Annotated in this window: 11 protein-coding genes; 4 read left to right on the top strand and 7 right to left on the bottom strand. The window is 53.2% G+C overall.

Annotated elements, in window-relative coordinates; translation table 11 throughout:
* Window positions 1-14: 14 nt before the first annotated feature.
* Entirely contained in the window at window positions 15-746 is a 732-nt protein-coding gene (locus LOY67_RS24315) for a helix-turn-helix transcriptional regulator (RefSeq protein ID WP_265064779.1), read from the top strand.
* A gap of 1,009 nt (window positions 747-1,755) precedes the next feature.
* On the opposite strand, the gene LOY67_RS24320 is transcribed toward LOY67_RS24315, so the two are convergent.
* From LOY67_RS24320 to LOY67_RS24330, 3 genes are all read right to left on the bottom strand, one after another.
* Complete coding sequence (locus tag LOY67_RS24320; RefSeq protein WP_265064780.1) at window positions 1,756-3,477, bottom strand: restriction endonuclease-like protein; 1,722 nt, start codon at window positions 3,475-3,477, stop codon at window positions 1,756-1,758.
* Entirely contained in the window at window positions 3,477-4,658 is a 1,182-nt protein-coding gene (locus LOY67_RS24325) for an McrB family protein (protein WP_265064781.1), read from the bottom strand. Before LOY67_RS24325 ends, LOY67_RS24320 begins: the two co-directional genes overlap by 1 nt.
* A gap of 315 nt (window positions 4,659-4,973) precedes the next feature.
* Window positions 4,974-6,362, bottom strand: a complete 1,389-nt coding sequence (locus LOY67_RS24330; protein ID WP_265064782.1) for a DNA cytosine methyltransferase — start codon at window positions 6,360-6,362, stop codon at window positions 4,974-4,976.
* A gap of 812 nt (window positions 6,363-7,174) precedes the next feature.
* Between LOY67_RS24330 and LOY67_RS24335 the strand changes: the two genes are divergently transcribed.
* The 3 genes from LOY67_RS24335 to LOY67_RS24345 all read left to right on the top strand — a co-directional run bounded on the left by LOY67_RS24335 (window position 7,175) and on the right by LOY67_RS24345 (window position 8,943).
* The gene (locus tag LOY67_RS24335) at window positions 7,175-7,546 is read left to right on the top strand and encodes a DUF3077 domain-containing protein (RefSeq protein ID WP_265064783.1); all 372 of its coding nucleotides are present in this window, start codon (window positions 7,175-7,177) and stop codon (window positions 7,544-7,546) included.
* Between the two features lie 66 nt (window positions 7,547-7,612).
* Complete coding sequence (locus tag LOY67_RS24340) at window positions 7,613-7,852, top strand: DUF4433 domain-containing protein (RefSeq protein WP_265064784.1); 240 nt, start codon at window positions 7,613-7,615, stop codon at window positions 7,850-7,852.
* The gene (locus tag LOY67_RS24345; RefSeq protein ID WP_265064785.1) at window positions 7,849-8,943 is read left to right on the top strand and encodes a macro domain-containing protein; all 1,095 of its coding nucleotides are present in this window, start codon (window positions 7,849-7,851) and stop codon (window positions 8,941-8,943) included. Before LOY67_RS24340 ends, LOY67_RS24345 begins: the two co-directional genes overlap by 4 nt.
* A 122-nt stretch (window positions 8,944-9,065) precedes the next feature.
* Here LOY67_RS24345 and LOY67_RS24350 read toward each other — a convergent pair whose 3' ends face one another.
* The 4 genes from LOY67_RS24350 to LOY67_RS24360 form a co-directional block, all read right to left on the bottom strand.
* The gene (locus LOY67_RS24350) at window positions 9,066-9,425 is read right to left on the bottom strand and encodes a DUF6124 family protein (protein WP_265064786.1); all 360 of its coding nucleotides are present in this window, start codon (window positions 9,423-9,425) and stop codon (window positions 9,066-9,068) included.
* Between the two features lie 483 nt (window positions 9,426-9,908).
* The gene (locus LOY67_RS28705) at window positions 9,909-10,031 is read right to left on the bottom strand and encodes a FaeA/PapI family transcriptional regulator (RefSeq protein WP_413776231.1); all 123 of its coding nucleotides are present in this window, start codon (window positions 10,029-10,031) and stop codon (window positions 9,909-9,911) included.
* 372 nt (window positions 10,032-10,403) lie between these two features.
* Window positions 10,404-10,667, bottom strand: coding sequence for a helix-turn-helix domain-containing protein (locus tag LOY67_RS24355; RefSeq protein WP_265064787.1), 264 nt, complete (start codon window positions 10,665-10,667; stop codon window positions 10,404-10,406).
* Between the two features lie 128 nt (window positions 10,668-10,795).
* Complete coding sequence (locus LOY67_RS24360) at window positions 10,796-11,155, bottom strand: DUF6124 family protein (protein WP_265064788.1); 360 nt, start codon at window positions 11,153-11,155, stop codon at window positions 10,796-10,798.
* Window positions 11,156-12,197: the final 1,042 nt, after the last annotated feature.

The raw sequence follows: 12,197 nt of genomic DNA on the forward strand, positions 1-12,197 counted from the left end.
TAAACTTTCCGTTTATGAAAATACTTTCCAGTGGCGACCGCTTCCGAGCCCTTCTAAAAGAAGCGAATATCCGATCCGCCGACTTCGCGAAGTTATACGGCGTGAAATCCCAACACGTGAACAATTGGTTCAACCGTGGCATCCCGCCCGGTCGAATCCACAGCATTGCCGGCCTGCTGACCGTCAGCCCGCAATGGCTCGCCCACGGCGAAGGCCCACAAACCCCGCTGGGCCTCGGCCCCGGCACCACCTATGACGCCGCCGAAGTCCAGGGCGTCTACAGCGTGGCGGAAACCCAGGACATCGAACTGCCCTTCTACACAGAAGCCCCCATCGCCACGGGCAGCAGCAAAACCCACATCACCGAAATCCCCGACCAATCCATCCGCCTGCCCCGCAGCCACCTAGAATCCCTGGAAATAAACCCCAGCGACGCCATCTGCACCACCATGGTCGGCGACAGCATGGCCGAACGCATCGAAGACGGCTCCATCCTCGCCATCGACCGCGGCCTGACCCAAGTCATCGACGGCCAGATCTACGCCCTCGAACACGACGGCATGCTGCGCATCAAATACCTCCACCGAATCCCCGGCAACCGCCTACGCCTGCGCAGCCACAACAGCACTGCCTACCCGGACGAAGTCTTCAGCGCCGAACAGATCGACGCGCAAAACATCAGGGTGCTGGGCTGGGTGTTCTGGTGGTCGACCCTTAACAAGCAGCGACCACAGGTGTTCGATTGAGCCCCGGACTAAAGGACAGTAGCCAGCGCTTCTTGCCTGAAGGAGATTACTTGTACCAAGGATTGTCTGTGCCAAGAAGATTCCCTGTGGCGAGGGGATTCATCCCCGCTGGGCTGCAAAGCAGCCCCCGCTTTTCCCTCGAATCACCGGTAACCCAATGATTCCACACCACTTACCACTGGGATTCTGAAGCAAACCCGCGTATCCTCCGCCCCACATTTGCGAGCCCATGCCTCGCACCGACAAGGCAGATCACTTTCTGACCAAGTCCCACAGCCGGCCGCAAGAGCCGGATGTACGTTTTGAAGGCTGGTGAGGTTTGTCAAAAACGAGCTGAGTCAGTCAACGGGGAGCCGGCCATAAGCCGGCTTTTTTATGTCTGAAGGCCGCAGAATGCGGGCTTGAAACGATATGCCATCTTTGACTCCCCCCGATCACTGAGTAGCTGCCGCTTCATCGCCTCGATATCTATGACGCAGGCCGGCGGCGCTCGGTCAAATGCTGCCAAGGGTTACAGTACAACCAAATCAGCCATTATAGATCTCGACTTAGGTGTTTGACTGCATAAACTGAGAGCAGCTTTAGAGTCTTGCGTCGTCTTATACAAGGAAGCAGGTTATGACGGACTCGGGCATGTCACATGCAAACAACCATCCAACTAGGAGAACTATTCGCTAAAGGCTTTAACCTCGAGAGCACAGACCTTAACAGGGAAGCTCGTTTTAAGTCTGCATGCAACGAAAAGACTGAATGAAGATCTGCATGTCATGCGACTCGTAGCGATGTTTGCTCACTAAGTGAGAGGCTAGACAAGGTCTATAGGCGACTACGACCGGTGCCAACTCGTTTGGTGGAGCATCAACCGTACCTCCAATTTATCTGCCTTTGAATCGATGAACCAAGTTTCGGACAACGATCAACTCTAATAGCTAGAAGCGCTTGTTTTGGCCAGAGCCCAGACCATTCAAATTTCTTTACACTGAAGTTTCCATGCCAAACCACCGAAAACTTAATAGCCCAGCGATACGAGCAACGCCTCAATTTTTTCAGCAACTAGCGTTGTCGATCCGGGCAAAAAAGGTAATCCACCGATTTCTACTTGCCCAATGCTCTTGCAAAACCTGTGGGAGCGATAAGCCTCCTCGTAGGGGTATGGAAAAAGCACCACAGCGCCAGTAACCACGCCTTGTAGGTACTTATCTGGATGCATCGGATGGGGGATAGCAATCGCGTCCCGGTAACGGTGCATTGTGTTTACGTCATCTGTAGTAGGACCCGGACCACCATATTGAGCCATGTAGTCTCGATCAAATTGAATTCGATACTTGGCGTCGAAAATATAGAACTGGGTGTCGCTCGCAAACTGAATGACATTATCGGGTTTCTGGGCGATTGTAGGTAATCTGTTAAAGAGGCGATTGTAAACAAGGTAGAGAGGCTTCCCCGTGGCTTTATGGACAAACTTCATGGCCGACGACTTGCCCTTGGACAATGCGATGGTTGTCCGAAGCCGATTGACTTTGACCACTGACTGACTGACCAGATCGAATCGAACACGCAGAAGCGCGACAATTCTCAAGAAGCACCAGTACTCGTAAAGTAGCGAGGTTTCCTTCACTCCGATAGGAATAGTCTCTCCTGCGAAAGAGAGACCGCCATTGAGTAGGCGACAGAGCTTGTCGAATTTCGAATAAAGCGGATGCTTGTGGAAAACCATCGACTGGGGTTGTACAGGCATGACGACCTTAACTTGCCCAAGAAACGGAGTTTTGGACGCTGCTTCAAGTTGACGCTCCATGGATTTGAGCATCGGCCGGATTGAATCAAAGAACTTCCGATCAGAAAATCGGTCCGCATCTTCATCTCCCGATTCATCCTCCTTCGATAAGGCTCTGATGTTACGGTAGGTCGCGCTGATCAATGCTTTATAGTAACGGTTCTCTGGTGTGTCGAAGGTAATCGAGGCGACGCTCTCCTGGATTCTTCGCGGCAGCGCGATGTCGAGACTAGGGATCGCCGCGCCTCCGTTCTCTCGGCGCAATGCCTTCCCGATGGCCTGCCGTGAGACTCGGCGGGCACGCTCGGTATCCTTGCGCACAGCCTTGATCGCCAAGCCACTGTGTGGCTTCTTGGCTATCGCACTGGTCAGTTTAATAAACTCGTCAAAATGGGATTGAAGCAACGAAAACCACTCGACTAGGGTCGGGTAGTGGTCTCTCGCCGGAGCAGCCATGCCATAAGTTTTTGCGCTAGCCGCCATCGCCAGGTTGCGAAGCATCGACGAAACGTCTGAGCGCATTTGAACATAGTCGGTTCGGTAGTCAGCTTTGCGCGAGAAGACTTCTAGCCGAAGCTTTACCACACCGCTATTCGAGAAAACGAGCAGATCAACAAAGCCAACGTTATTTCCGAAGTTAAGTAAATGATGTTCGCTATCCTCACGCAGGCGACGAGCCTCGGCTCCAGGTGGCAGCCTCAGTACGGCAGCCGGGTCGCTTTTCTCGAAGTGAATATCATAGGCAACAGCCTCGAAAAAAAGCGGTTCGATCAACTCCCCAGGCGAAACAACACGCATTTTCCCAGTCTTGGCATCTAACACTTCAATCGCTACAGCACCGTCGGCTTCGATGGCGAATTGAGGTGAGACAGGAATAAACGGTGGTAGATTGGGCAGCTTGCCAATTACCTCTATCTTCCAGCCGAGCCCTGTAACTTGAAGCAGAAGCGGCATCAGGCGCCCCAATAACGGGTCGAACCGTCAAGATTGAGCAGTTCGGTCATACGCTCGACCTTCTGAACGCTCCGAGCTAGCGGACCGGAAAATTCGGCCAATACGCCATCCACGTCCTCTTGGGGTTCCGACCTTGCATTGAGCCAGGTAGCCAAACTCGTCAGTGCCTCTGCCAAGGCTTCGCCACTACCAGCCACCTTCGGTAAAATCTTCTGCAAGATACAGAAGTCCAATGCTGCGTAGCCGGTCAATATATCGGTGAGGTGAAGCTCGCGCCAAAAGTAAAGATATAAAAGAATCGCATCACGCGTGCGATATCCGAATTTTATGCCCGCTGGAGCCAAGATGTCTTGAATCTCGCTCAGAAGCAGGGCTATATGCTCAAAAAAATCTTGGTTAGCGGCATACACTTCCTGAACGGATATTGCATTCGATTCACGAATCGCAATAGCTGCAAGCTCGTCGAATGTATTGCTCCCTCCATTACTCCCACGTTGACTGGATGCGAAAGCAGTCAAGTCTGGATCGTCGAACTCGATTGTGAACGCTCGATCCAATACTTTCGGACTGAAAGTATGGGTCGTCTCGTCCATATTTGCAGTTCCCACAACACGGAGATTCGGTGGCAATCGAATGCCGCGCAACAGGTCGATATGCGGAGCGGACTGCCCCGGAATGTCATCGGGTAGCTCAATCGGAAGCTTATCGGTTGTAATCCCTTTACCGTCCCGGACACGCGTCTCAGCTACGCTCAGAAAGTCACTAAAATAGTGCTCGACGGGAGCAAGATTCATCTCATCGAGCAATGCAACCACAAGCTTTTGAGGGTTGTGCTTGGCCTCCAGCAAGCTGTCGATCAGCGCCCCTTTGATATATTTCGTGGGCGAAAGTGTCGGAACATAACCAAAAAGATCACTATTATCAGACCACTGCGGCTGTACAGGGATTGCATGAAAAAAGGAATTGGTCTGTTTCGCGAACTTACGTGGTAATAGGCTTTTACCGGTACCAGAAATACCCGAGAGTATCACAAGTGGGCTGACCGTCATTGCCAAGTAGAAGTTCGCAAGCTCAGCTACTGAAATCAGATAACCTTCGGACTCCATCGCCATTTGGATGCCAGTCAGCGATTCACCTATTGATCGTTTGCCGACTACCTGACTTTCCGAGGGTACTTTCATTCTCAGAACCAACTCAGGCCCGAATCGGTACTCAGCAGTTGGGCTTCCAGCCCGACTCTCTGATTGAGCTTTAGTCAACCCCCAGTTTTTTCAAGAAGTCCGGCACGGATTAACCGCGCAGGCTGATGCGGTCTCTTGGTACTCGGGATATCAATACCCTGAGGCATATTCTGCCAAATAACATCAGCCGGAAACTTAAAGTCCGGACCATACCTCTCGTGCATGGTTCGAACCGCGGCGCTAGCCATCTCAAAAATTTCGTCGTTCGTGAGCGACATCCGACCTCCCTTTATTTAAGCTTGCCCAAACTAGAACTCAACCTACCTTTGCCGCCGGCTTAGCGCTACCTGACGCCCCTGCTCTGAAGCCATCTAACTGTTCTGCCAGATGCATTGCAATTGCCTTGGACAACAAAGGTGGCACAGCCTCTCCAATCATGTCCATGCCCACTCCAACACGTACGGTATCCATGTCTTCGCTATCGGAAGTAATGAAGCGAAAATCGTCATCAAAGGATTGAAGTCGAGCAGCTTCACGCATGGTGATTCCGCGCATCTCGGTTGGATGCGTGTACCTTCCAGAGCCCAAAAAGTTAGCGTTCGCGGTGATGGTCAGAGAAGGTGAGTCCCAAGCCAAGCGAGAATAAGCGCTCCAGTAATAATCCTTGTAAAAAACCGGATTGATTGCTTTCGAGCGTTCGAGCTCGACCTGCGCTGCCTCTAACGAAATGCCCTTGGATCCCGACAGTTTTTTTATGGCGCTAGCGTATTCATCGCGCATTCGCTCACTCTCTGTATCCCAGGTTTTCCCCGGTCTCATCTCTTTGATGATGTCGAGTACCGATTTTCTGTATGACCGCGTGATATGGTTATAAGGAAACGTTGGCGCGCTTCGCATGTGCTGCGCATAAACGCTTGGGTCGTCCCCATAAAGGCTTAGCGTTTGGCCGCCTAGCACATCTGCGCCAACAGAGGGTGCGGGTAGATCCGAGATCGCATCAGCTACGGTTACCCATGGCATACGCCCTTCTCGTAGAAGCCGTTCATTTGACGGATCGCAGTGACTAGGTCTTGGCATCGATGCTGAGCTTATAGAGCTCGCGATAAACACCGCACGTTCACGAAGCTGCGGGACTCCATAATCCGCACTATTAAGAACAGCAACTTCCACTTTATAACCTAGGTCGCGCTCAAGCATTTGAATGACGATCTCGGATAGCTTACCCAAGCGACCGTCAAAGCCATGATTGAGCATTTGGGGCACATTCTCGATAACCAGAAACTTCGGTTGCAGAGCTTCAGCAACCTCAAGGTATCGTAGGACCAAATCATTCCTAGGATCATGCGCCAACTGGCTATAACCCTTAAACTTTACGATCTTGCCTTTTTCACGATGCTCGCTACGCCTGAGCTGTGAGAAACCCTGACAGGGTGGTCCCCCGATCATGCAATCCAAATCGCCCCTTGCGACGCCACGCTCGCGTAATGCTTCATGGATGCGCTCAACGTCCAGCAAGCGGATGTCTTCGCGCACTGTCACGGGAGGCACGTCATCTTGCCGATGGTTGAACTCAAACGTACGTAGAGCTTCGGCCTTTATGTCGTTGCCGAATACTGCATTGAACCGCCCAGATCTGGTGAATCCACGGGATGTGCCACCACAACCGCAGAAAAATTCTGCTAGGGAGTACTTCTTTTCAAGCATGTATGGAGCCCTTTAGCCAATCATTATCGCTTTTTGGATCTTGCACCAAGGACTGGGCGACGCCTGACACCATCGTCACCATTCCGGCGTTTTAGCTCATCCAAGGAGGAAGGCGCGCCTACAACCCCGCCTGCCGCTTCTCCTAAAACGTCGCCCATCAGCAATCTTAGGTCCTCAAGCTTCGCCACAAGCGATGCTCATCGGAGCATGGTCTCATGCTTCGGATTGGGAACAATCAAATATGTGATTTTCAAGCCATTCCTGAGGAGCAGCGTGCATCGCAGATAGATCATGTGATCAAAAAAGCGAGAATACTACGCCAGGGCTCCCAATTCGAAGCCCGCTCCATCGCTTGGGATTTTGCCTCCCTCTCCGTAGGACAGATCTATGACTCGCCCGAGGTCGCGTCGCCACGTCACCGGACAGTTATTTTCGTGCACGAATGATTTTTTGCATCGCCATCCGAGATGTCGCCCTGCTACAACGCCGAGCAAAAAAGTAAGTCGCTTCACTTTCTATTGAAGGAAGTTTCCTAGAAAATCCAACTTGCTTGCGCCTGACAAATACGCTGACTAGTCTTCGACCGTCACTGCCAATTCAGTGACCGGGTTTAGCAGCCCGCCGTTTGATTAGGCGCAAAGCGCCCCCAATTGCATGGCGCTTTTTTATGGCCACAACTTTATGGTGGCCGTGCGCAGGGCACCCTCGGGTGCGCCGGGTTCCTAATCACCGGTCTGCTAACCTGCAAACGGCCGCCACCCCATCGTTTAGCAGCGACGGTGACGGCTCCTCAGTTGATTAGGAGATGCACCATGAAAACATTCGGCCCACCTGCCCTGCCTGGGCAGCGTAGAAATCACCAACACGATTTTGACACTCAAAAAATTCTTGAGCATGTCAGCTCTCGGGAATCCAATAATCCCCTTATTAACACTCTGAAAGAAACCAACACCATCCCTGCCGGTCGTGACTCGCTGTTCAACGTACGGGCAGGAGTTAGCGCTGAAGAAGCTCTGGTTCACGTGTCGTTATTACTTGGCTGCGCCATACAGGTCAGCGATGAGATTACAGAGCAAGGTAGTGGCGTCGAGCGCGGACTAATTTGGTCGATGATTCATTCTGTGGAAATGGCTAGAGCTGTGGTGGATGCGTTGCTGGAGAGGAATACCGAAGCAGAAAACTGAATGGAGTGACCGTGTCGTCTCATTAGCGAGTCACCAACTCGCTAATGAGCTGAAAATATTTACTGAATGGCGCGCCTGGATGAAGGCCGGGAGATAATACGAGAGCTGACCGAACATTTTGTTTATCAGAGGACGCATTCCGCCGCGGTTCAAGCCGATGCGCTGATTCACAATCACCTACCAATTACAGGACTCCTTGGCATCATGTGTTACACCGATGCAATGAAAAAGCGCATAGAACGGGACGTGGCCGCCAGGGGGCTGACGTTGCCCGCTCATGCGCGTCCGGGATGGTATTTCCAATGATCCGATTCACCCAAGGCAATCTTCTGGAAGCCAAAACCGAAGCCCTGGTCAACACGGTGAATACCGTGGGCGTGATGGGTAAAGGTATCGCGCTCATGTTCAAGGAGCGCTTCACGGAGAACTACCGGCTGTACTCGGCTGCCTGCAAGGCTGGCGAAGTGGCGACGGGTAAGGTTCACGTGACGGCGGTCAACGAACTGGAGGGGCCGCGCTGGATTGTGAATTTCCCGACCAAACGTCACTGGCGATCACCGTCGCAGATGGCATGGATAACCGAAGGCTTGCACGATCTGCGTCGTTTCCTGATTGAAAACGATGTGAAGTCCGTAGCGGTTCCGCCGTTAGGTGCGGGTAACGGTGGTTTGAAGTGGCCGGAGGTTCGCGAACAGATTGTTGATGCGTTGAGTGATCTGGACGTCGACGTGCTGGTGTTCGAGCCGTCCAATCAGTATCTGAATGTCGCCAAACGTAGCGGTGTGGAAAAGCTCACCCCTGCTCGAGCGCTGATAGCCGAACTGGTTCGCCGGTACTGGGTGCTTGGGATGGAATGCAGCCTACTTGAGATCCAGAAGCTGGCTTGGTTTCTTGAGCGTGCGATTGAACAGTTGCCGAATACCGAAAACCCTCTGAATCTGCAGTTCGTGGCTCATAAGTACGGGCCGTATGCCAACCGGTTGGAGCATCTACTTAATAACCTGGACGGTAGTTACCTGCATTGTGACAAGCGCATCAGTGATGCGGGTATCAGTGATGTGATCTGGTTTGACGAAGGTCGCAAAGCCTTTCTGCAAACCTATCTCCAGACAGAGGCCAAAGCGTATTCCCAGGCCTTGGAGCGCACAGTTGAGTTGATCGATGGCTTCGAGTCGCCATTCGGCATGGAATTGCTGGCGACGGTGGATTGGTTGCTGAGTCAGGAAGGGGTTTCTCCGACTGTTCCTGCCGTGCGCGAGGCGTTGAAGCATTGGGATGGCGGGGCGGGTGCGGCAACTCGTAAAAGCAAGCTGTTCGACGATCAAGCGCTTGATATTGCCTTGAGGCGGCTCACTTCCAGTAGTTTCAGACCAGAGACGGCGACCTGCCCGGTTTAACGCCTAATTGTGCAAGTACTTCTTGCACAATTTGAGAACTCATCATTTCGGGACTCTGGATACGAAAAAGATCTTGCTGAGCAAGACCTTTTTTATGCCAGGAGAGCCGCTAGCGCCCCGCTCTACCTCACCTCAACAATATCCAAAGCCCGATTCGCCAACAGCTCACTCAACTCAATCACCTGCTGAATCCCCAGCGCCACATGCCGCCGCGATCCCTCAAGATCAAACGCCAGATCGCCAATCATGGCATTCGCCGAGGCAAGGTTCTCACTGAGACTCGCAAGCAGACATTCAGAATCAACATCCGGAGCGATGATGAAAAGGGTGTTCGTGTTGTCGGACGTTTCTTTCTGCGGAGTGGGTTTCAGGTAGTAATCCAAGGCGCGGGTGGCGGCATCATCAAGCTTCTTGGCGTTGGCGGCTTGGCAACGGGACTCATGATCGTCTGCCGCAGGGGGATTGGGTGTGATCTTATGCATAGTAAAGCTCCTAGAGTCTGTGGAGCTGTCACCGTTCGCTGCGAAACGAAGTATTGGGTGGCAGCTGTACGCGGGTTCGCAGACCGGGACTCTAGGGACCGGCAGACCCGAAGGCCTCCCACGCACAGCCACCGCTGACGAAACACAGACGAAGACATCTGCGTTCGAGGGTGACGTTGTGCGCCTAGAGATCCGGGCTGCGAAACCCGATCACTGATGAGCAGTGACAGGACTCAAACTACCGACGCAACCCAAGGCGCACAAGCCGGCGGATTCTGGCGTAGTTGTAGGCAATGGCGCAAGGCGGTGTCAGCCGCTCCTAACCCAAGAGTGCCAGTAAAAACCCACTGCGATCCAGCAATCGGGTTCCGATGTGGATGTTCAGTAGTTTGAGTGCCCAACCATGCGCAGTGGCACTCTGGGGTAGGCCCGGCGTCGCGGTGTGTCTTTCAGTCGGGTCAATGGCTGCTTTGCCGATATCAGTCATTTGAGTATTTCCCAGAGCCCCTTCTTTGTTAGGCCAACATGCCGGATCATCCCAACTGCTCGCAGCTTGTTGAGATGATATTTGATGCCATCCACGCTCAGGCCGAGCCGCGTTGCAATTCACGCCTGGTTGTCGTCGGTTGCTGACGTAACAGAGCCAGAATTTTCCCCGGCACCGTTTCCGAGCTGATTTCTTGGGTAGTTTCTTGGGTAGTTTCTTGGGTAGTTTCTTGGGTAGTTTCTTGGGTAATCAGCGTATCGCCGTCGGTGCTTCCCTCAATACCCCTCGTTTCTCACACAAGGCCTCGGCGAGTTGCGCCGACTCCGCTCGAACGGCAAGCATCAATCCCGACAGACTGGTGTCGAACAGCACCGCAGGTATACCGTGCTTGCGGCACTCACTTTTTCAATGCTGCGTCTCCAGGACTCTACGTAACCAGCACGGAAAAATGCCGAAGCCGTGCTTGTTAGCTGATTTGAACACCTGAAGCACTACTCAGAAGCTTCCGAACGCTGCTCGGCAAGAATGTCCTCAACCGTGCGTTCATGACCGGCTTTTACCAACTTCAAGCTGTACCCGGCCGCTTCCAGTAATCGGATAAGGGCCGAAACGCTCATGTCGCCCTTCGCCATCGTTTCCATACGCGCCACCGTCGAACGTGATACGCCGGCACGGCGGGCTAAAGCATCCTGGCTCAGTCGGGACTCACTTCGAGCCTGTTTCAACATCTCGGCCACATCAAACAGGGTGGTCATTTTGTAGCCCTTGAGCATCAAAAACAGTTGAATGGACGGCCGCTGTAGCCTCCGAGCATCAATGCCTGCGCATGAAAAAGGTCCTGCTTAGCAAGACCTTATTCATACCTGAGGAAAGCGAATCCGCTCTACCTCACCTCAACAATATCCAAAGCCCGATTAGCCAACAGCTCACTCAACTCAATCACCTGCAAAATCCCCAACGCCACATGCCGTCTTGACCCTTCCAGATCAAACGCCAAGTCATTGATCATGGCATTCGCCGAAGCCAGGCTTTCGCTGAGGTTCGCAAGCAGACATTCAGAATCAACATCCGGCGCGATAAGAAACAGCGGGTGAGCGTTGTCGGACGTTTCTTTCTCAGGTGCGGGCTTCAGGTAGAAGTCCAACGCTCGCGCAGCAGCGTCGTCGAGCTTCTTGTTTCGGGCCGATTGGGCGCGGGAGACGGTTTCGTCGGTCGATGGGGGATTCGGAGTAACTTTTGCCATTGTCTTGCTTCCTGTAGTAGGAGCCATCACCCCTTCGCTGCTAAACGATGGGTGGCAGCTGTGCGCAGGTTAGCAGACCGGGGAAACAAGAAACCGGCGCGTCCGGGGACGCCCTGCGCACAGCCACCATCAAGTGCAGGATGGGATTCCTGACTGGATGACGCCTTGCACATCTTGTTTCACCAAGGGCTGCTAAACCCGATCACTGATGAGCAGTGACAGGACTCAAACTACCGACGCGGCCCAAGGCGCACAAGCCGGCGGATTCTGGCGTAGTTGTAGGCAATGGCGCAAGGCGGTGTCGGCAAGCTGAAGGGTCTTGTCGGAGTCCCACATCGGAGAGTAAACAAGTTATGAAATCTAGAGCGCTACTGCAGGGAGCAGCGCTTATGTCGCTGGCGACGACATGAGGGTGGAGCGTGTCGTCGAAATGGAGTTTTTGCGACATGACAGGCTTCTGCACAGTTGAACGTTTGAAGATTTACCGACAGTCACAGCTGGTCGGTCTGGTAGAAAATTCGGAGATACCGATTTTTCTCATCACCTGTTCCGGCCCCCGTTCGCCTTCCTCGAAAACGCTCTTGATGTGCTCAATAGTCGACTTGGCCTTGCCAAACAGCTCCGCCATCAGCTCTTGGGTCAGCCAAACCGTATAGATGAGAAGTGCGGACGAGCGACATCGCGGGCAAGCCTTACTCCCGCAAGGGTTTGGCTTGGTTGAGGGTTGGGTTGGCTGGCCCCTTCGCGGGCAAGCCCCACAATTGGATTGGGATATGGCTGCAATAGATAGGTCGGCTGTCAGGCCGTCTCGCGAGCAGGCTCGCTCCCCAGGTGAGTCCAGGTCCGGCCGGAAAACAGGTCGGCCGTTAGGCCGGTAACTGAGCCACAAAGGTTTTTTCGACGTCTTTCAGCTCCCAGCCCACGGTTTACCCCTTTAATCCAGTTCAGGCGTGTATGGGCTCATAGAGGCTCATAGAAGCTCATAGAATTTTTAGCCGAGCTTATAGACCGACCAGCGTCGTTCGGGCTTGCTCGCGGCGGC

The sequence above is a fragment of the Pseudomonas sp. B21-056 genome (genome assembly GCF_026016325.1).
GTDB lineage: Bacteria > Pseudomonadota > Gammaproteobacteria > Pseudomonadales > Pseudomonadaceae > Aquipseudomonas.